We start from the raw sequence: 19723 nt of genomic DNA on the forward strand, positions 1-19723 counted from the left end.
CTAAAAAAACCCTTGACACAAAAGTGGTGTAAATGGTAGGTTATAAAACGTAATGGTTACGATTTATTAAAATACATAGAGAAGAGGGGAAGAATGAAAAAACTGCTATTTAGCATTTCGTGCTTATTATTATTAAGTGTGTTCTTAGCCGCGTGTCAAGGAACTAAAGAAGAGAAAGCGAATAAAGAGGAAAAAGATGCAGCGCAGCTTGTGCATGAAGCTCCGGAAAGTATAAAAGTGGAAGGAATTGCTGATCACTATCATACTGGAGATAAGATTGAGCTAACAGCTGTATTAGATAAAGAAACAGATGCTGATCATTGGCATTGGTATAATCGAGAAAGTGCCAATGATGAATGGAAAGTTGTTTCTGGCCAAGAGACAGCAACATTTACAGGGGAAGCAACAGTTAATGGATTAGAAATTAAAGCAGGCTTATTCAATAGTGATGATAAGGCAGTTGCTCAATCGGTGCCAGTTCAAATCGTCATTGATGATCATCATGGACATGATGAGGCAAGTAAAAAAATATATCAAGGGTATTTTGATGATAATCAAGTAAAGGATCGAGAACTATCTGATTGGGAAGGCGATTGGCAGTCTGTTTATCCGTATCTTCTTTCTGGAGATTTAGATGAAGTGTTTGCACATAAAGCGGAAAATGGCGATATGACAAAAGAAGAGTATAAGGAGTACTATACAGTAGGCTATAAAACAGATGTAAATCGCATTACCATTAAGGATAATGTGGTGACCTTTTTCGAGAAAGATAAAGAATATTCAGGAGAGTATAAATCAGATAGATATGAAATCCTCACCTATGAAAAAGGAAATAGAGGTGTACGCTTTATTTTCAAATTAGTAGATGGATCCAAGGAAATGCCTCAATATATCCAATTTAGCGACCATAATATTTTTCCAGTTGATTCTGCTCATTACCACCTATATTGGGGAGATGACCGAGAGAAACTGTTAGAAGAAGTCACGAATTGGCCAACGTATTATCCATCTGAATTAGATGCTGATGGTTTAGTCCGGGACATGTTAGCACATTAATATTATTTAAAAATAACGACGTTTTTTTGATTTAAATAGAATGAGAAAATACTAGTTTTTAAATCGTAATCATTACGCTTTGTTTAGGAAAATGAAAGGAAGAATAAGATGAAAAAGAATTGGTTACTAGCTATTTTTCTAAGTGTACTAATGAGTGTAGTTCTTTTAGGGTGCCAAAAGGGAGAAAGTAGTTCGGAAGATAAAATTTCAGTTATGACCTCCTTTTACCCAATGTATGAATTTACTCAGCAAGTGGCAGGAGATCGGGCAAATGTGTCGTTAATGGTCTCAGATGGGCAAGATGCCCATCACTATGAACCAAGTGCGAAAGATGTAGCAAAGGTTAATAAAGCAGATGTTTTCGTCTATAGTAGCGAAGAAATGGAGTACTGGGTAAACAGCTTATTAAAATCGATAGATAACGATAATCTTGTAATAGCACGCACTGCGGATGGAATAGATGTAGAGGGGACGAATGAATCAGGACATAGTCATGAACACGGCCATGGAGATACCGATGAAGAAGCAAAACATGAAAGTGATGAAAAAATAACGATTCAAGGGAAAGCGGACCACTATCACACTGGTGACATGATTGAATTAACGGCAAAGTTAGATGAAAAAGTAGATTATGATCACTGGCATTGGTATACAAGAGAAAGTGCGGACAAGGAATGGGTAACTGTTCCGAATCAAGGCGGGCCTAAGTTTAAATATGAAGCAGCAGACGAAAGTTTCGAGGTTCGAGCAGTATTATATGATGATAATCATAATGAATTTTCCGTGTCAGCTCCGGTAGAAATAGTTGTTAATAATCATGGCCACGATCATGGGGAGGAAGCTAGTCATGATCATGCTGATGGAGAAGAAGGCCATGACCATGGTCATGAAGCTGATAAAGATCACGATCATGAAGGTGATGCAAATGCTCAAAAGATTGAAATCGTTGGATTAGCGGATCATTATCATACAGGGGATGTTGTATCACTTGTTGCCGAGCTTAAAGAAAAGACAGATTACGATCATTGGCATTGGTATACACGAAGCAGCGAAGAGGAAGATTGGGAAGTTGTATCTGGCCAAGGAAGTGACCATTTTGAATACAAAACGACTGGGAAAAGCTTTGAAGTGAAAGCCGCACTATTTGACGAGGAGCATCATACATTTGCCGAATCCGAGCCTGTGACTGTTTTTATTAATGATCATAACAATCACGATCCACATATTTGGTTAGATCCAGTGTTAGCGCAAGAGCAAGTGAAGATTATTCGTGATGCATTGATTAAGGCTGATCCAGATGGAAAAGACATCTATGATAAAAATACAGCAGCTTTCATTAAAGAACTTCAAGCATTGGATAAAGAATATGAAACTACTTTAAAAGATGCCAAGAACCGTGCTTTTGTCGTCCAGCACCAGGCATTCGGATACCTTGCAAAGCGCTATAATTTAGAACAAATTGCCATTGGCGGCTTATCTACAGAAGTAGAACCAAGTCCATCACGTATGGCAGAGATCGGAACGCTTGTTAAGGAGCATAATGTTCCAGTTATTTATTACCAACATGGAGCAAACTCCGCAATTGCAAAAACAGTTGCTAATGAAACAGGTACAAAGACAGCTATTTTATATGATTTAGAGATTTTATCCAAGGAACTGCAAGAAAAGGACTTAGGCTATCTAGATGCAATGCGCGAAAATCTGAAAGCATTACAGTTAAGTGTTAAGTAATAGAAGTTGAGTCAAGTTAAATAGACTGCTCGTTAATCTGGAGAAAAATATAAATAGTTAAAACGTCTCAAGGTAGAGGCGTTTTTTTATTTTTTGTTACGATAGAATATAGTTCTTGGATATCAAAAATATTGACAAAAAAATTTATTTATGCTATAATTTACTTTTATTGAATATGATTATATAATAGGATTCTCCTGGCCAGGGGAATCCTTTTTTTGTTCTAATATGAAGTATCAGAAAGGTGAGTCAAGTTTAATCTTGTTAATATTAGCTTTTGGAAATCCTATATAGTCAATTTGAAGAAAAAGGAATCCTTAATAGAGTTGAAAATATGGTAAAAATGGCTTCAGTAAGTGACGAACCAATGAAGTTATGTTTTTCTTATGATCAAATGGAGAGAATGTTAGAAAAATCCTGTTTACTCATTTATGAACATTTATCACCTGAAAAATTAGTTAGATGTCATTTGACGATTGAAAAAATTCCTAGCTCTTGAAACTTCATTACATTCATACGATAAAGAAACATAACACAACTTTAAATGGATGTGACTGAAAAATGACCGAATAATCTCTTGTTAGTGCTTATCCTGGTAATTGTTTTTTTAATTCCTATTGAAATTTTTATCTAATTCTTCGCAAAGCATAAATACAGTTTTTTATATATAGTGACTAAAGAAACAACTTTATTATTGCTATTGAATAATAAAACAGCATATGAATGCCGTTTTATACTCCAATTTTGTTATTAACTAAAAAATCCATATCATTGAATGGATCTAAACACCTTACCTTTTTTAGGAGATGATTAGATTAGTGGAAAGTCTACCTTGTAATGGCTGCAAAGGAATGTGTTGCGGTCCTGTTCCTATTACAAAAGATGAGTTGAAGAAAATAAAAAAGAAGATAAAATCTATGCCTAAAAAAACACGTCTAGATTTAAAACACCAACGGCGTTATTTTGGGACCTGTATTTTCTATGACGAAACAAACGATCGGTGTGGTATTCATTCAGTACGTCCATCAATTTGTCGAGCGTTTGGTTATTATAATAATCTCATTTGTTTTCGTAATCCAAAATTAGCTTCTAGAAGAAACTATACGACCAATTCGCACCCTATCGGTATCTTAAGTGTTGATTTTACATGGAGTGACTTTATTTAGGAGAAAAGTCAAAACTTTTTAGGGGGCTAGAGGAAGGGAGAGAGCTTATGAATTTAACCGAAATTTTGAATTCCATCCAATTATCACACATGTCCAAGACAGTGATGGAGCTACTTAGTTTAAATGAAAAAACGAAAGAGCGAGGTTTGGTTCTAACGCCAAATGATGTAAAAACGTTGGTGGTGTTCAGAAATAAAGTGCTGCGTGATCATGCGAGAGTTGAGCTGGACATTGGAGTGTTAAAGGAATTAATTGAGGTGTTTTCTACTTCACCCTATATGGAGCGGGAGCATTATGTTGAAACGATAAATGAACTTCAGGAGATTTTTTATTATCTTAGAAATGAAACGGAAGATAAGATTGGGGACGTAAAACTTATTCAACGGATGAATGATTTTTATAACGGACCCTGTGCAGGATCTTTAGAACTATTAAAAAGTAAAATGGAAGAACTTGCAGAGAATTTCAGAAGGGATATGATGTGTCGTGATTCTTTATTTGAAGGTGATGATTAATGCGTGGAAATAGATAAAACACAAGATCGCTCTCGCTCGATTTCTAATATTATTATCGATCGATCGCGGTTAAAACGAAGTCAATATATCCTGTCTCTTTTGCAGGAAGGTCAGAGAGTGGGGATTATTACCAGTCAGAAGTCTTACCAGATACAAGTAGAGATTATGCAAGTTCTACAGCAATTGATACGGCGGTATACCCAAGGGAAAAGTACGTCAGTGACAGCGGAAACAGCGGAAGGTATCATGGCATCCCTAATGTATGCTATGGATGCCTATGCACTTCATTTTAAGGATCCTGAAGAAGCTATTGCGCATATAAATTTTGAGAATATAAAGAATATACATGCTAAAGGTGTTGAATTACTTCGCCATTACTTTGAGGACGCCAAACAGCTGTATCAAGAAGTAAAAAAGATGAAATTAGATGTGCCTGTTGAAGCCTATAATATGACCATTGATGAATCAATACCTGTATTTATGAACCATTATAATATTATTTTTGAGGCCCAAAATACAATGGCGAGTATTGACTATCCTTTAGCCATTGATGATATGCGACTTCAAGGTGTTTTTTATATGAAACAATATTTAGAACGACTGCGAATGGAGACGAGATTCTGTCACTTTTTTAGTCATCAAGATTTAATGTATGTTTTGACAAATTTCGGGAAAATATGTCGCTTTAATTATCGAATTGAGCTATTCAACATATTTGAGCTTTTAGTAAACAATGCTGTTTTTTCACTACTATCCGGAGGAAAAGCTACTAATGTTAAAATTTCGGAAGTTCAATTTGGTCAGTTGAGCAGAATGTTAATAGGTTGTCATACTAAACAAAGAACTAAGTTGATTCATGAAGCGGTCGATCAATTGCAGGAAACCTTACAAACGGATCAAACACTTACCCGTTATATCAATTTGTATCGAGATGAATTGATTCAAAGGGTAAATAATGCAGCAGAAATCGGTAGCTTCGAAACGTTGATCATCAGAGAAGTCGAAGAGCCCGAAAAAACAATGGTCTTAATGTTAAGTGAGAATGATCGAATGAGTGATATTCAAATGCGGGATTTAGTAGATCGTATTATGGAAAGTGACAACACAGAAAAAAAAGTTCAACTAATTCGGAAGCATTTTGTATCATTACATGATTATCTAGATTTACTGAATTCGGGATGTCTTTATGGTGGCGAATATGATGCACTTTTTGATACTTTCGATGATATCGAATTAGCTATTTTAGCCAAAATTGTATTTTATGAGAAATTACGAGGGGGAATGCGAGATTTCTCAGACATTGTTGCTGACGGTGTTGAAACAGAGAATGAGTGGGAAACACATTATATAGGGTTTATGCAGCAGCTAGAAGACAAGTGTATCGGAGCTGTTGGACGCCTTATCTATGATATTGATTATGATGATATATCGTTTTATTGAGTAAAAATATATAAAATGACGATTATTGGTTGGATATATAAATTAAACCTGGTTAAGGTAAATAACTTGTGTAAGTTTAACTGTACCTTTAGTTGCCCAAGAATAAGCGATGCTTCTTTATTGAAGCATCGCGCTCTATTATGTTGATCCATTAATTATAGGAACGGAAATTTGAGCAATGCAGCCCTTTTTATTAAATAATAAAAGCTAACTATTAGTTAATAACTTGGCTTAGTTATTAGCTATTTCATTTTTGGCTTGCCTCATACCATTTCAATGATTTTCGTTCAATTTCCTTAACAAGATAATTCTTACCCTTTATGTATGACTCAATATCATAGGGGAATTGCTGAGCCAGTTTTTCTTTTAGATAAGCATATTTCTTCATATAGTCTGTATGTAAAATCAAATAATCGCGAAAAGCTAAGTGCCTTTTTATCTCATAACTTCCAGTTTGATAAATATGAACATGATGAGTGCGATTTTCCCCGCCTTTTTGAAAATATCTCCGTTTAGGTATACCGTTTTCTCCTTTCGGCTCATAGCCGATTTCTTGCATATAAATATTATAATTATCAACGGTGTTAATATCTCTAACAACAGGCATTATGTCTATTATTGGTTTTGCTTTTAACCCTGGAACAGAAGTACTGCCAATGTGATGAATATCTACAATTTCATTTCCAAAGATGGTTTGTAGCTTCGCTGCTTCTTCTTTAAACATTTGCTTCCATTTTTCATCGTATGAAAATATTTCTACCTTACGCAAGATAATTCCTCCAATCCATCCATGGTTTTCATCGTTATCAAGCTTTTTATTATCTAAATTCTTGATAACAGTTTGTGATATAAAAAAGAAATGTCCTAGACAATAAGAAGTATACGGAATAATAACACATATTGTTTCAAATACCTCTAATATTTCTTGTTATATGCTCTTTGCATATATATCTACTAAAATCTTCCTGCCGATTTTAGATTTTAGCGACACAATGGACCTCTTTAAAGAATCTCCCATTTTTTCTAACAATCTCGTATATGCTCACAAACATTAAAGCTATCCTTTTTATCCCACTTACAAACTTAGCCAATAAATTTGCATTTGCTAGTATAAGAAAAATTTCTCAATTATTCTTCCTCTTTGATTATACATTTATTTTCTTGACTTAGAGTAAACTCTAAGTTATAAACTAACTTTAAATAATAGAAAGGGATGATATTGTTGTATTCCATTAGTAAAGCTGCTGAGGAGTCTGGTATTAGCGCATATACATTAAGGTATTACGAAAACATAGGGTTACTGCCCTCACCAAAACGAAACAACGGTGGAAGACGTCTTTATACGGAAACTGATATTCAGTTCATGAAATTTCTGAAAAGTTTAAAGGATACAGGTATGTCTCTAGAAGATATTAATGAATTTGTCAAAGACGGATGTATTTTAGAAAAAATCAGTTCGAATGCGGAGCCGACACAACTTACTCCGTCTATAAATAAACGTATTGAGATTTTAACCAAGCACTTAGAAAAAATGGAAATTAAAAAGAAGGAACTCGAAGAAGTGACTTCCATAACAAAGCTAAAACTGGATACATATTATTCAATTTTGAAACAGAATGAGGGAAATAAATGAAACATTTAAATATATACCTGATGTTGCTTGGATTCTCCGTTTTTACAGGAGCTACTTTTAATCTTGCAAAGTATACTGTTGTTTATTTTTCTCCATCATCTGCTGCGGCTTGGCGTTTCGGAGTGGCTGCTGCAGTTATGCTCATTATTTTGATTTTTACTGAAGGGATAAAGAAAAGTCAATTACAACAAAATATAGTTATATATATTGTTCTTGGGCTTATAGGTATCTTTGGATTTAATGCTTTGTTTTTTATAGGTTTAAAATATACTTCACCTGTTAATGGGGCATTAATTATGGGTCTAAATCCTTTATTAACAACTATTTTTGCTCGAATTATTTTAAAGGATCATATTACAAAAAAACAAGTATTTGGCATATGCTTTGCTTTCCTCGGTGTTTTATTAGTCATTACACAGGGTTCTATAGAAACCATAACAACCCTTTCTATTTCAATTGGAGATGTAATTATCTTTGCAGGTAGTGTTTGCTGGGCACTTTATGGTGTGCTTGGACGTAAATTTATAAAGAATGGCACTCCTCTATCTACAACCACTTACACAATGGTTATCGGTGCCGTCAGTCTAATAGTAGTATCCCTATTCACCTCTAATCCTGTGTCTATACCGAATATTCCCATTGAAGCTTGGGGAGCAATTGCTTTCATGGCTTTATTTACAAGTGTTTTGGGATATCTATGGTGGAATCAGGGAATGAAGGAGATTGGTGCGAGTAAAACTTCCTTATTTTTTAATCTTGTTCCAGTAGTAACAATGACTATTTCATTTGCCTTTGGAACACCGATAAAGGTATTTCAGATTTTGGGAGCATTGTTAGTCATATTAGGCGTTTTAACTTCTTCAGGAGTCATAAGTTTACCTAAGTACAAAGCAGAAAAACAATCGGCAGCATAAATATAGCAAAAAAACAATTATTCATTGAAATAGTAAAGCCGTATTTTCAAAATGCGGCTTTTCTTTTGTTCCAGCTTAAGTTCATCCTCACATCATAATTTTTTTCCTAGATTCCTATTTTGTGCTCCCTTTTAGTGACATAAAAAAGGCGCTCCCGTCTAGTTATGGATAATCCCTAGAGATTAAGCGGAATTACTCATATAACATTATTTTTGTCCTTTTATTTTAAAATTCTGTCCTTTAGGAATATAATTGCAGGACATCCGGATGAGGATTATTGGGATTATTAAATTCAAAGAAATACTCTAATTGCCATTTTTGCGTATTAATAGCTTGTTTATTAGTAGGTTTATCCCATAGAGGGTAAACTCTCATGGCCATTTTTCCTTTGGTAGTAGCCGTTTTAAGAATATTATGTTTCAAGAGTACTTCCTTTGGAAAAACAAATTGTCCCAATCTATTTCCACTAGCAAATGTATTAATTACCAATAAATCAGTCGCTTTGTCACATGAAAAGGCTTGGTTTTTATTAGCATCATCTTTTTCCCAGAAGGCAACAAACTGACCTACCTTATTGGGGGTAGTTTTTGCCACTCTAAATCTAACAGATTTTGAATTCAGCTGAAATATTCCGGCCCCATAATCAGAATTTTGAGCTTCTTCTTGGATAGATTTTATAATAAAATGATTTGGTTCATAAAAATTTTCTTTTACAAAGGATAAGGCTTTATAAAATTCATTCACTATGTATTTCCCCCATATATTTATTGTTACAATCCTTTTTATTCACTTTTATTTTGAATTTGTTATCAGTAATTTTCTAATATTAGCAATTGGATTATATCATGTTGAACAACTTGATGGAACATATATTCTCTTTTGTGGAAATTAGCTTACATATATTTGCAAACTGTCCCTATTATTTAAGGAAAGTTTCTGTTGCTTCAATCCCTACTGCAAATTCTAAATGGAGAAATTTAATATAAGATCAAGGTAGATTCTAATAGAGCTATTTGAGGAGCCAGGATAAATTGATTTTCTCGTAAATAGTCGAATAGAAGGAAGAAGAGAGGCTTTTTTTGATTTTTCATCTGTTTAGCAAGGCTGAGGGGGGATTATTTAAAACTAATAAAGCCCAATCAATTATACGAAATCACGTTAGTATCTCCGTATAATTGCCGGGCTTTATTGGGGGTGGCTTATCGCGTCTTTCTTTAGGGTAGTTATTTATTTAGCATGATCTCTTCCAGTTCATCTAGCATTTGATTAGCTGCGATAACCCCGCCTGCTGTATTCCATACTGCATCGCTTACTTCATAAGCATTTCCTTTTTTGACCACATCTAGGTTCTTCCACAGGGAGTCGCTTGTCCATTCTTTTGCTGTATCTAAGGCTTTTTGGTCATCTTGTGGAGCATAGGTAAAGTAGAAAAGGATATCTGCATCCATTTTCGGAATAGCCTCTTTTCCTACTTCAATAGCAAGATTACCAAGCTGATTATCAGCAGTGAAAAGTGATTTTTGCTGTTTGGCACGTTTGAATCCTAATTCATCCAAAATTACACCTGAAAAGGAGTCTGTATAATATATCCGGGAAGTTCCAGCCATAAATCGAACCACAGAAACTTCTTGATTCACTTTATCCCCTAATTTTTCTTTTACTTCTGCAACATGGTCTGCAAATGCACTAAGCACTTTTTTCCCTTCTTCTTCTTTGTTCAGTGCTTTTGCATATAATTCAAAGTTATCCTTCCAATCACCTCTTAAAGTTTCGGAAAAAACAGTTGGAGCGATAGCGCGTAGTTTGTCATAGATAGCTTCTTGGCGTATTTTTGTCCCGATAATTAGGTCTGGTTTTAATGAAGCGATTTTTTCTACATTTACTTCATGTTCTACTCCAACTACTTCCACACCATCCATATCTTTTTTGATGTGATCGTACCATGGATTTCCCAGCCATGATTGGACGGCCCCAACTGGCTTAATCCCTAAAGCAAGAAGTGCTTCTGTTCCTTCATTCGTCAATACGACAACACGCTTTGGTGTCCCTTTAATTTCCGTTTTTCCCATTGCATGTTCAATCGTATAAGGTTTATTATCCGATGTGTTTGTATCGCTGGAGGTTTCTTTATTTCCTGATACTTCTTTTTCGTTATTTCCGCATCCCGCCAGCACAACAAATATAATGACCAACAGTGATACCAGCATTGGAGTAAATCGTTTTTGTTGAAAATATGTAAGCATATTTTCCTCCCCTTTTTTATTTGATAATGATTTTCAATAACAATTAGATAATATTTTATAATGAAAAATATGTCAATCATTAATTGAAAATGATTCTCATAGTCATTGACAGTCCCTATGACTTCTCCTAAACTAAAAATAGAAACTATTAGAGAGGGAAAACTACATGTTACTATTGAATAACAGAAGGAGAATCATTGGGCTTATTATTGGTTTACTATTATTATGTACTATTTTCATTTTTAGTATTGTACTAGGTTACGCCGATACGAGCTTTAAGACAGCCGTACAAGCTTTTCAGCAGTTCAATGGTTCGAATGAGCATATTATTATTAAAGAAGTTCGCCTTCCTAGAGCATTAATTGGAACTATCGTTGGCAGCAGTTTAGCGATTACAGGGGCTTTATTACAGGCACTGACTAAAAATCCATTGGCTTCTCCGGATATACTGGGCATTAATTCAGGAGCCAGTTTTTTTGTCATTATAGGACTTTTCTTTTTTTCTATTAATTCATTACAAGCATTTGCTTGGCTTGCCTTTTTAGGTGCAGCCGCCGCTGGATTTATTGTTTATTTTCTAGGATCTTTAGGTAATGAAGGACTGACACCAATAAAATTAACACTAGCCGGCGCAGCCATGGCAGCCATGTTTTCTTCGTTTGCTCATGGATTTTTAGTCATGAATGAATCAGCCTTAGAAGAAGTTTTATTTTGGATGGCTGGTTCCGTCCAAGGAAGAAGCTTGGAGATTTTATTTTCTGTTCTACCTTATATGATTATCGGAACTTTGCTAGCATTTTTAATTTCTAATAAAATGAATGTTTATAGCATGGGAGAGGATGTAGCAAGAGGACTTGGCCAGCGTACAGGTGCTGTCAAATTGCTGATTGGCATCTCGGTTATCCTGCTTTCGGGCTCGTCGGTTGCAGTAGCTGGTCCCATTGGCTTTATTGGTATCGTTGTTCCCCATATAGTAAAATGGCTGGTCGGTAATGACTACCGCTGGATACTACCTTTTTGCGGAATTACAGGAGGAATCTTGTTATTGTTAGCCGATATTGGTGCTCGATTTATCATTATGCCCCAAGAAGTACCTGTTGGCATAATGACTGCTATCATTGGCACCCCTTTCTTTATATACATAGCACGAAATGGAGGAAAGTCCTCATGAAGAAATATTTATCGCTTAGAACAGCCAATGACAAGGTTTCCTTTTTAGTGGATCGTAGAGCATTATTCCTTACATCTATATTCTTTATCATTCTGCTAGTAGCTTTTTTCATAAGTGCAGGTATTGGAGAAGATTACATTTCTCCTTGGCAGATCATAAGCATTTTATCTGGGCAAGGTTCGGATTTTGACACTTTAATTGTCCAGTCTTTCCGAATGCCGCGAATTCTCTTAGCTATATTGGTGGGGATGAGTTTAGCAGTTGCTGGAGCTATAATACAAGCTGTTGTACGAAACCCTTTGGCTTCTCCTGATATTATTGGAATTACAGGTGGTGCCTCAGTAGCTATTGTCCTATTTTTGGCTTTATTTAGTGACATGAATCATTCATTAACGATAAGCATTAATTGGATGCCTTTAGCAGCTTTTATCGGGGCAGCTTTCGTAGCATTTCTACTATATGTACTTGCATGGAAAAAAGGTGTTTCACCTGTACGTCTCGTCCTAGTTGGAATTGGTTTATGGTCGTTAACAAAGGCATTGACCAACTTGTTCATGATCTTAGGGCCAATTTATCAGGCTAGTCAAGCGAATATTTGGCTTACTGGTTCTGTTAGTACTGCCGATTGGAAAAAGATTCAGATTGCTGCACCTATTATTCTTTTATTATTGATACTATCCTTTATTATGGTAAGAACGTTAAATATTCAAGATTTCGGGGAAGAGATAGTGATTGGCTTAGGTTCTAAAGTACAGCAACAGCGTCTTTTTTTATTACTCATTAGTACAGCTTTAATTGGAACGGCTGTAGCGTTTGCAGGTGGAATTGGCTTTGTTGGACTGATGGCACCTCATATAGCTAGAAAATTAGTTGGTTCTTCTTTTGGTGCGTTATTGCCTTTATCTGCTTTAATTGGTGCAATTCTGGTCCTAATAGCAGATACAATCGGTCGAACTTTATTCCTTCCAATTGAAGTTCCTGCGGGAATATTTACGGCTGCTATTGGAGCGCCCTATTTCATTTTTCTTTTATATAAGCAGCGAAAAGTATAGGAAGGAGAAGTTAAACAAATGGTTCTTTTAGAGACAAATTCCTTGACCTTATCTTATGGAGATACAGTCATTATAGATGATTTATATATGAAGATTCCTAAAGGAGAAATCACTGTGTTTATTGGCAGTAATGGCTGTGGAAAGTCAACACTGTTACGTTCATTAGCTCGTTTATTAAAACCGCAATCTGGATCGATTTTAATTGAAGCACAAAAAATTTCTGAGCTCTCCACCAAAGAAATCGCCAAACAATTAGCAATTCTTCCGCAAGGCCCTGTTGCTCCAGAAGGGTTAACGGTTTTGCAATTAGTAAAACAAGGACGTTATCCATATCAAAAATGGTACAGACAATGGTCGGAGGAAGATGAACAAATCGTTCATAACGCTCTTGAGGCGACTGGTATGTCTGCACTGAGCGACCGTCTAGTGGATTCGTTATCTGGAGGACAAAGACAACGTGCCTGGGTTGCAATGACCCTTGCACAAAATACCAATATTATCTTGCTGGATGAACCGACAACCTATCTAGATATGACCCACCAAATCGAGGTACTAGACTTATTATTCGAATTAAATGAAAAAGAAAATCGTACGATTGTAATGGTTCTTCATGACTTAAATCTAGCCTGCCGCTATGCCAATAATCTAATTGCAATTAAGGATAGATCTGTTTATGTGCAGGGAAAACCGGAAGAAGTAATTACAGCGAAAATGGTTAAAGACGTTTTTAACTTAGAATGTGAAGTGACTGTAGATCCTCTCTTTGGGACGCCATTATGTATCCCTCATGGCAAAGGTCGCAATATTAAAAAAATGCATAGGGAGGCGCTTATTAATAGCTGATTTGTCCGAAATTGCTAAAACGCGTTTAGGGTAGCTATGAAAGTTAATCGCAATTTAGTCGAGATTATCCTCGGATGTTTGGTCTTCCACCAAGGGAGGATTTTAATTGATTCAGAGAAAAATCAGACAAAAGATAATCAGTGCTACTCTATGCTTTTGCTTTTTTCATACAAAGTATCTGAAAGAAATAGGAGAGGAGATTTATCACTAAGGAGAAGGGGCAATGGAGAAGTATTGCCTTTTTACGCGAAAAAAAAATCGCCCCTTCATTTTATCTTGTCGCTTACTGACCTAAAGCTGGTTCATTTCGACACACATCAGAATAAAGGCGCCAGCGCCATGTAAATCGTTTTCGCTAGTAGGACGGGCAATATAGTGGTGGTAATCCCCAATACCTGTACCAATGCAGATATTACCAATGATTAGATTTCCATTTGTATCATATTTTAATGTATCAATCACACCTTGATAGCCTTTCTGAGCAAATGGCAAATACTTGTCTTCTAGATAGCCTAAACGGACTGCTTTAGCGATGGCATGAACAAACAAAGAGGAGCAAGAGTTTTCCAGCCAGTTGTCGGATAAATGTCCTTTATCAATTACTTGATACCATAAACCACTTTTCGAATCTTGGTATTTCGTTAAAGCAATTAACAGGTCTTGAAGCATACTTGTCAATGCCTTTTTATCTTTGTGGTCTTCAGGAAGGTAATCTAATATTTCCAAGAGAGCTACAGGAACCCAGCCAATTGCTCTGCCCCAAAATTCTGGAGCGGCTCCAGTAATGGGATCTGCCCATTCGGCAGCTTTGGTTTCATCCCAGCCATGATATAACAAGCCAGTTTCTGGATCCTTCGTATGTTTCTCCAGTAATAGTGCTTGGTGTGTGATCATGTCAGCGTATTCTGTTTCTCCGAAGGTTTTTGCAAACTGGACGGCAATAGGGCCTCCCATATACAATCCGTCCAGCCACATTTGATTTGGATAATGTTCCTTATGCCAGAAACCGCCAGAGGGATTGCACTTTAAGGTCTTTAATAAGGGAACAATATGATAAAGTGCTTTTTTGTATCGTTCATCGCCTGTTTGTTCATAAAGATTGAAAAGAAGCACACCTGGCTGCATATCATCCAGTTCATCTGTTTTTAATTTGGTGACGCTTCCATCTTCGAGAACATGGCTGTCGACCCATTTCTTAATATAAGAAAAATACTTATCTTTTTTCGTCTCTTTCCAGCATTTCTCCATCCCAGATAAAAAGACTCCTTGATGATAATGAAATCGTTCTGGCGGAAGTTGTTCAGGTTCAAATTTAGTCATTATTGTTTCGCAAGCCTTCTCCGCCCATTGAATAGGAGTTAAAGTTTCATTTGCCTTCACATAAGTACTAGATTCAGAGAATGTCATCCAGATATTCCTCCTTCTTAAATATAAGACTAGGGTAGCACAGAAATATGTACTTTTTTTGCGAAAAAGTCTAAAAACTTCTTATATCTTGCAATTTTAAGTGCGTATAATAAAGAGGGGCAATGGGGAAAGGGAGGGGAATAAACTGAGAGATATTTTATTTCATAATGCGGAGGAAACATTCATAGTGTCTCAGCGAAAAGCATTGAGCCATCATATGCCAACTAATCATTTCCATAGTACATTTGAAATCTACTATTTAATCTCTGGCAAACGGGAATTTTTTATTAAGGATCGAACCTTAGTAATTCATCAAGGAGATATTGTCATTATTTCTCCTAACATCCTCCATCGGACAACAAATACTGAAAAGCCAAAACATGAGCGATTTATAGTTAATATTCATGAAAAACATCTCGCGCAAATAAGTCCTTCTTATCTAGATATTTATCAACCATTGTTTGAGAATGATTACCTTATTATTAGTTGTCCGCTGAATGAGTTACTTACTATAGATAGTCTTACGCAAAAGGTTATTGAGGAGATTGAAGAGCAAAGACCAGGCTGTGAAATTTATGCTCAAACATTGATCCTGCAGATGCTCATTATTTGCTGCCGGCATATTAAGCAACACAACATGCAGCCAATAGAATCGCCGAGCCTGATGCACGAAAGAATCTCGGAGGTTGTACGCTATCTCAACAGCCATTATATGAACAAGCTGTCGCTCCAATCAGTGGCAGAGAAATTCTATATTAGTCCATACTACTTAAGTCGTTTTTTTAAAGAGGCAACTGGGTTTACCTTTGTAGAGTACTTGAACAGTGTGCGGATTAAAGAGGCAAAGAAGCTATTGGAGAATTCCTCTATGAAAGTAAATTTGATTTCCAAGAAAGTTGGCTTTGGAAGTGTTACCCATTTTGGCAGAGTATTTAAGGAAGTGACCGGATATGTTCCATTACACTATAGAAAAATGAAGAGATAGGAAAGGTGATGATTGAATTGTCAGAAAGAATATTTACAAGACTGGAGTATTCTGCTAAACTAAACGAGAATTGTTAACGTTAACATTTTGATGATGATTTGTATATAAAGAATAAGACTATCTGTACTTTTGGAAGAAAATGAAAGCGTAAACATTACTTATCCATACCAACGAAGGATGGGAGACTTTTTATGAGGGCAAAACAGATTAGAATTTTTCTTGCGTCAGATTCAACTGTTCAGAAATATGAGGAGGAGAAATATCAAGGCGGCTGGGGAGAGTTCCTGCAAGATTATTTCACAAAGGATGTGCAAATAATGAATCATGCAATCGGAGGAAGAAGCTCGAAAACCTTTGTCGAGGAAGGTAGATTAAAAAGAATAACAGAGGAAATGGGTGCAGATGACTATTTATTGATCCAGATGGGTCATAATGATTCTACCAAAAGCAGGCCAGAGCGCTATACAAATCCTTTTACCACTTATAAGGAATATTTAAAGCTTTATATTAAAAGTGCGAGAATGTGCCAGGCTGAACCAGTATTAATAACTCCAGTTGCTCGATTACATCAGGAAAATGGGGAATTTATCAATGATTTCCCTGATTACTGCCAAGCAATGAAGGAAGTAGCTCAGGAAGAGAATGTTCCCTTACTGGATTTAATGGAAAGAAGCCTAAGCTTATTTGCAAAAATGGGCTATGCTGAAGTCGTTTCTTTTTTCATGGTATCGGTAAATAATACAGATCATACTCATTTTACAAAAAAAGGGGCGAATAGAATGGCAAAATTGGTTGCAGAGCAAATAAAAGAACAGATTTCTCGACTTTCCCCATATATATTAGTAGACACATACAAAGGATAAAATACTGCTATTCATGCTGTATTCCTATAAAACATCTATTCTAGTAAAAGAGTCGATGTTTTTGAATCCTCGCTATCGATACAACTTTTTAGAAAATATGTAAAACAATAGAACTGAAATCCATGGTGATACGCAATATATTGGGGTGGTCTTAATGGAATGGAATAGTTTCTTGAAACGTTTTCGCTGGAATGGAAACTTCCATCGAAATAGTTTTATTCTGATTTTGCTTATTACGAGTATTCCAGGTTTGATAACTGGTATCTTCATCTACTGGTTTGCCGTAGGCAAAGTAGAAGATGAGATTATGTTATCAAACGCTAATCAAATTGTTCAAAGAGCAAATAATATGAATGAACAATTTCGATACATAGAGGAATATGCAACCCATTGGGCATTTGAGCCGCGCTTTGGTGATTCCTTAAAAGATATCGACTTTGTAAAACAATTTACAGAGACTAATGATATAACTAAAACCTTATTATTATTGCAGGGGAGTCATAATTTAATTAGTAATGCAGTGCTTTATTTAGATTTTGATAAACCAATATTATTTGAGCCCTCCTACAATCCCTTGGATGAAAAAAAGAGTGATTTTTATCGTGGCTTACAATCTAAAGAAGCGGGGCTTCATTGGATAGAGTACGATGATAATAAAAATGACGATAATAAAAATTTAGCTTTTGTTAGTGAACTTCCCATCACTAGTAAGCAGCCGTTCGGATCCATTATTGTGACTATCGATCAGATGAAACTGCTTGAATTATTAAGGACACTGACTCCATATGATAATGGAGCAACGTTTCTATTAAATGAAGATAATAAAGTTATGCTTTCTTCCAATAGTACGAATCAGTCTAATTTTATTGATGCCCTAAGAAAAGAATTAGAGAAGCATAAGGAGAGGAATGGTTCTTTTCCATTTGAATACAACAAGATTATGTATTCTGTTTCTTTTGGTGATTTTGCACGTATGAATACAAATTGGAAGTATGTTTCTGCAGCACCAATGTCCTCTATAACAGCACCAATCGTTTTTATTTCAAGAATAATCCTAATTATAAGTGGTTCGGCCCTTATTCTCGCATTTATATTGTCCTGGTTTACTTCCATTAGAATTTATTCTCCTATTAGAAAACTTTTACAAAATTTAGCTGGTGACGAAACAAAGACTTTTAAACAATACGGCAAAGATGAATTCTCTATTATCGAGCATCGTTGGAAGGAGATGTCTCATAAAAGTAATCTAATGCAAGATACACTTTTGAAACAATTAATAGAGCTGAAGAATAGTTTTATATATAAATTAATACAAGGATACTCCTTCCATTATCATGAGGAAGACTTACGCCGAAAAATGGAGACATATGGCTGGGATTTGCAAGAGCAGTCTTTTATTGCTCTTGATCTTCAATTAACAGGAATGGCCGATTTAAAAGAAAGCTTTTCAGATAAAGATGAAGAGTTAATTACCTTTATGACGATTAATATCATGGAAGAGCTCGGGCAGGCAGCTTTTAAACAATTTAATGTCATAAAATTTTCTGATTTATCTGCAGGAATGCTCGTTATTTTCCCCAGTGATTCCTCCATCAAAAAAGAGTTATATAGCTTTGCGAAAAATGTAACGGATGCTGTTAATAAAATATTGAATTTACAAGTAACACTAACCATAAGTCATACAACAAATAGTGTGAAGGAAATTCCCTACATATTTGAAGAAGTGCGGACAGGAAAACGATTTAGAACGTTTGAAAACATTAATCAAATGATTGATTTACAGGAGCATAAAAATAGTGCTTGTGAGGCAGATTTTCACTATCCTTTTGCTACGGAAAAGGAAATACTGAAAGCTATTCGCATGGGACACAAAGAGGATATAGAAAAATTAATCAATAAATTTACGCAAGACTTAACAAAAAAAGAGATAAGCGAAATTTACATCCAACAAGCTGTTCTGCAATTATTTAGCAGTATTCAGCATGAGATATTGCATTCAGGGATTCATCCGAATGACTTGTATGAAGGGAGAAATATGTTCCGGGAGCTCTCACAAATGCGGGATCTTATCCGCATTAATACTTGGTTAATAAAGGATGCAATCACCCCATATATAGAGAGATTAGAAGGCAGAAAGAACTTAGAACTTAAAAGAATAGTCGAACAAGTAGTGAGCAAATTGGAAGAAAACTATATGAATGATATTTCTTTAGAAAGCTGCTCTGACGAAGTAGGAACAAATCCATATTCTCTTAGTAAAGCATTTAAGCAAATTGTTGGGATTAATTTTATTGATTACCTCACTCAATTACGAATGGAAAAGGCGAAAGAGCTGCTTATCCATTCTGATATGAAAATAAATGACATCGCTGAAAATGTAGGGTACAGGCATAGTTATTTTAATCGTATCTTTAAAAAACAAATGGGGGTGCCACCTAGCCAATTTCGCAAACGGAATCAAGAATCTGCTTCTCTATAAGGGAATGAAGAGTTGAAAAAAAGCAAAAAAGGCTAGTTTGCCAGAGCTGAACCTATTCAAGTTTATGGTTCAGCTCTATTTTATTGATTTTAACGGTGCAAAGAATGATATACGATAATACTTTTTTGTAATGAGTTTAAAAGGAGAATGGCAAGGAAGTGTTAAACGAGCAAAAAAGTGACTATAGGGAACTAAAACATTGATTTAACAAGTTTTTTTACAGAC

The 19723-nt window shown here is 35.5% G+C and carries 17 protein-coding genes and 1 pseudogene; 14 read left to right on the plus strand and 4 right to left on the minus strand.

Annotated elements, in window-relative coordinates; genetic code table 11:
• Nucleotides 1-93 precede the first annotated feature (93 nt).
• The 6 genes and pseudogenes from C2I06_RS23540 (at nt 94) to C2I06_RS23565 (ending at nt 5908) form a co-directional block, all read left to right on the plus strand.
• Entirely contained in the window at nt 94-1056 is a 963-nt protein-coding gene (locus C2I06_RS23540; RefSeq protein WP_123258974.1) for a ZinT family metal-binding protein, read from the plus strand.
• A 108-nt stretch (nt 1057-1164) separates the two neighbouring features.
• Nucleotides 1165-2787 carry a metal ABC transporter solute-binding protein, Zn/Mn family gene (locus C2I06_RS23545; protein WP_123258975.1) on the plus strand — a complete coding sequence of 541 codons (1623 nt, stop codon included), beginning with the start codon at nt 1165-1167 and terminating at the stop codon, nt 2785-2787.
• Nucleotides 2788-3085: 298 nt separating this feature from the next.
• A pseudogene (locus tag C2I06_RS26045) lies at nt 3086-3244 on the plus strand (class I SAM-dependent methyltransferase); the annotation flags it as partial.
• Nucleotides 3245-3605: 361 nt separating this feature from the next.
• Nucleotides 3606-3953 carry a YkgJ family cysteine cluster protein gene (locus C2I06_RS23555; RefSeq protein ID WP_047943283.1) on the plus strand — a complete coding sequence of 116 codons (348 nt, stop codon included), beginning with the start codon at nt 3606-3608 and terminating at the stop codon, nt 3951-3953.
• Nucleotides 3954-4000: 47 nt separating this feature from the next.
• On the plus strand, nt 4001-4468 hold the full coding sequence (locus C2I06_RS23560) for a DUF6323 family protein (protein WP_047943282.1): 468 nt from the start codon (nt 4001-4003) through the stop codon (nt 4466-4468).
• Between the two features lie 3 nt (nt 4469-4471).
• Nucleotides 4472-5908 carry a DUF6179 domain-containing protein gene (locus C2I06_RS23565; RefSeq protein ID WP_095333550.1) on the plus strand — a complete coding sequence of 479 codons (1437 nt, stop codon included), beginning with the start codon at nt 4472-4474 and terminating at the stop codon, nt 5906-5908.
• A 247-nt stretch (nt 5909-6155) separates the two neighbouring features.
• Here C2I06_RS23565 and C2I06_RS23570 read toward each other — a convergent pair whose 3' ends face one another.
• Complete coding sequence (locus C2I06_RS23570) at nt 6156-6677, minus strand: GrpB family protein (RefSeq protein ID WP_095333553.1); 522 nt, start codon at nt 6675-6677, stop codon at nt 6156-6158.
• Between the two features lie 447 nt (nt 6678-7124).
• Here C2I06_RS23570 and C2I06_RS23575 point away from each other — a divergent pair, with 447 nt between their 5' ends.
• Nucleotides 7125-7541 (plus strand): MerR family transcriptional regulator, encoded by a 417-nt coding sequence (locus C2I06_RS23575; RefSeq protein ID WP_053215735.1) that lies wholly within the window; start codon nt 7125-7127, stop codon nt 7539-7541.
• Complete coding sequence (locus tag C2I06_RS23580; RefSeq protein WP_047943278.1) at nt 7538-8455, plus strand: DMT family transporter; 918 nt, start codon at nt 7538-7540, stop codon at nt 8453-8455. Before C2I06_RS23575 ends, C2I06_RS23580 begins: the two co-directional genes overlap by 4 nt.
• 240 nt (nt 8456-8695) lie before the next feature.
• On the opposite strand, the gene C2I06_RS23585 is transcribed toward C2I06_RS23580, so the two are convergent.
• Both C2I06_RS23585 and C2I06_RS23590 read right to left on the minus strand, forming a co-directional pair.
• On the minus strand, nt 8696-9199 hold the full coding sequence (locus C2I06_RS23585; protein ID WP_123258976.1) for a MepB family protein: 504 nt from the start codon (nt 9197-9199) through the stop codon (nt 8696-8698).
• 479 nt (nt 9200-9678) lie between these two features.
• The gene (locus C2I06_RS23590; RefSeq protein WP_095333560.1) at nt 9679-10698 is read right to left on the minus strand and encodes an ABC transporter substrate-binding protein; all 1020 of its coding nucleotides are present in this window, start codon (nt 10696-10698) and stop codon (nt 9679-9681) included.
• A 166-nt stretch (nt 10699-10864) separates the two neighbouring features.
• On the opposite strand from C2I06_RS23590, the gene C2I06_RS23595 reads away from it, so the two are divergent.
• From C2I06_RS23595 to C2I06_RS23605, 3 genes are read left to right on the plus strand one after another with little or no spacing between them, the layout of a single operon-like run.
• Nucleotides 10865-11869: a FecCD family ABC transporter permease gene (locus C2I06_RS23595; RefSeq protein ID WP_123258977.1), complete on the plus strand. Its 1005-nt coding sequence runs from the start codon at nt 10865-10867 to the stop codon at nt 11867-11869.
• Complete coding sequence (locus C2I06_RS23600) at nt 11866-12921, plus strand: FecCD family ABC transporter permease (RefSeq protein ID WP_095333565.1); 1056 nt, start codon at nt 11866-11868, stop codon at nt 12919-12921. Before C2I06_RS23595 ends, C2I06_RS23600 begins: the two co-directional genes overlap by 4 nt.
• Nucleotides 12922-12939: 18 nt before the next feature.
• Complete coding sequence (locus C2I06_RS23605; RefSeq protein ID WP_123258978.1) at nt 12940-13764, plus strand: ABC transporter ATP-binding protein; 825 nt, start codon at nt 12940-12942, stop codon at nt 13762-13764.
• Between the two features lie 291 nt (nt 13765-14055).
• On the opposite strand, the gene C2I06_RS23610 is transcribed toward C2I06_RS23605, so the two are convergent.
• Nucleotides 14056-15171 carry a glycoside hydrolase family 88/105 protein gene (locus C2I06_RS23610; protein WP_095333569.1) on the minus strand — a complete coding sequence of 372 codons (1116 nt, stop codon included), beginning with the start codon at nt 15169-15171 and terminating at the stop codon, nt 14056-14058.
• A 187-nt stretch (nt 15172-15358) separates the two neighbouring features.
• Between C2I06_RS23610 and C2I06_RS23615 the strand changes: the two genes are divergently transcribed.
• From C2I06_RS23615 to C2I06_RS23625, 3 genes are all read left to right on the plus strand, one after another.
• Nucleotides 15359-16156 (plus strand): helix-turn-helix transcriptional regulator, encoded by a 798-nt coding sequence (locus C2I06_RS23615; protein ID WP_328588023.1) that lies wholly within the window; start codon nt 15359-15361, stop codon nt 16154-16156.
• Between the two features lie 191 nt (nt 16157-16347).
• The gene (locus C2I06_RS23620; protein WP_095333572.1) at nt 16348-17019 is read left to right on the plus strand and encodes a rhamnogalacturonan acetylesterase; all 672 of its coding nucleotides are present in this window, start codon (nt 16348-16350) and stop codon (nt 17017-17019) included.
• A 154-nt stretch (nt 17020-17173) separates the two neighbouring features.
• Nucleotides 17174-19498: an AraC family transcriptional regulator gene (locus C2I06_RS23625; RefSeq protein ID WP_095333574.1), complete on the plus strand. Its 2325-nt coding sequence runs from the start codon at nt 17174-17176 to the stop codon at nt 19496-19498.
• Nucleotides 19499-19723 lie beyond the last annotated feature (225 nt).

The sequence above is a fragment of the Niallia circulans genome (assembly GCF_003726095.1).
Lineage (GTDB): Bacteria > Bacillota > Bacilli > Bacillales > Cytobacillaceae > Niallia > Niallia circulans_A.

Excerpts from the sequence above, each read along its gene's own strand:
- C2I06_RS23540 (WP_123258974.1), top strand. The coding sequence starts at position 94 with ATGAAAAAACTGCTATTTAGCATTTCGTGCTTATTATTATTAAGTGTG.
- C2I06_RS23545 (WP_123258975.1), top strand. The coding sequence starts at position 1,165 with ATGAAAAAGAATTGGTTACTAGCTATTTTTCTAAGTGTACTAATGAGT.
- C2I06_RS23560 (WP_047943282.1), top strand. The coding sequence starts at position 4,001 with ATGAATTTAACCGAAATTTTGAATTCCATCCAATTATCACACATGTCC.
- C2I06_RS23580 (WP_047943278.1), top strand. The coding sequence starts at position 7,538 with ATGAAACATTTAAATATATACCTGATGTTGCTTGGATTCTCCGTTTTT.
- C2I06_RS23590 (WP_095333560.1), bottom strand. The coding sequence starts at position 10,698 with ATGCTTACATATTTTCAACAAAAACGATTTACTCCAATGCTGGTATCA.
- C2I06_RS23595 (WP_123258977.1), top strand. The coding sequence starts at position 10,865 with ATGTTACTATTGAATAACAGAAGGAGAATCATTGGGCTTATTATTGGT.
- C2I06_RS23600 (WP_095333565.1), top strand. The coding sequence starts at position 11,866 with ATGAAGAAATATTTATCGCTTAGAACAGCCAATGACAAGGTTTCCTTT.
- C2I06_RS23605 (WP_123258978.1), top strand. The coding sequence starts at position 12,940 with ATGGTTCTTTTAGAGACAAATTCCTTGACCTTATCTTATGGAGATACA.
- C2I06_RS23610 (WP_095333569.1), bottom strand. The coding sequence starts at position 15,171 with ATGACATTCTCTGAATCTAGTACTTATGTGAAGGCAAATGAAACTTTA.
- C2I06_RS23620 (WP_095333572.1), top strand. The coding sequence starts at position 16,348 with ATGAGGGCAAAACAGATTAGAATTTTTCTTGCGTCAGATTCAACTGTT.
- C2I06_RS23625 (WP_095333574.1), top strand. The coding sequence starts at position 17,174 with ATGGAATGGAATAGTTTCTTGAAACGTTTTCGCTGGAATGGAAACTTC.